The sequence below is a fragment of the Bradyrhizobium uaiense genome, from assembly GCF_010811875.1.
GTDB classification, from domain to species: Bacteria; Pseudomonadota; Alphaproteobacteria; order Rhizobiales; family Xanthobacteraceae; genus Bradyrhizobium; species Bradyrhizobium uaiense.
On sequence record NZ_VKHP01000629.1, the window covers coordinates 1 to 346 of the forward strand.

At 67.3% G+C, this 346-nt stretch carries 1 protein-coding gene and 1 pseudogene; both read left to right on the forward strand.

The annotated features are described in order from the left end of the window. Positions 1-191, forward strand: a 191-nt coding sequence (locus FNJ47_RS46820) for a hybrid sensor histidine kinase/response regulator (protein ID WP_163163575.1), incomplete at its 5' end; no start/stop codon positions are given. Between the two features lie 22 nt (positions 192-213). Further along, positions 214-346, forward strand: a pseudogene (locus FNJ47_RS52180) (chemotaxis protein CheW); the annotation flags it as partial.

The following is a 346-nucleotide window of genomic DNA, read 5'->3' on the forward strand; positions in this document are numbered from 1 at the left end:
TCGCCGAGAACATCCGCTCGGACCACAATCTGGTCGGGCTGCCGATCATCGCGCTGTCGGCGATGGTGTCGCCGGCGGCGATCGAGCGCGGCCGGCAGGCCGGCTTCCACGACTATGTCGCCAAGTTCGACCGTCCCGGGCTGATCGCGGCGCTGAAAGAGCAGACCGCCGAACTGCGCCGCGCGGCATGACCGGATGCAAGGAAACGGATCGATGACGAGCAAGACCGAGACCAGTGAAGGCGCGATGGCCGAATACGTCACCGCCGTGATCGGCGGCCAGCTGTTCGGCTTGCCGATCTCGCGGGTGCAGGACGTGTTCATGCCGGAGCGGCTGACGCGGGTGC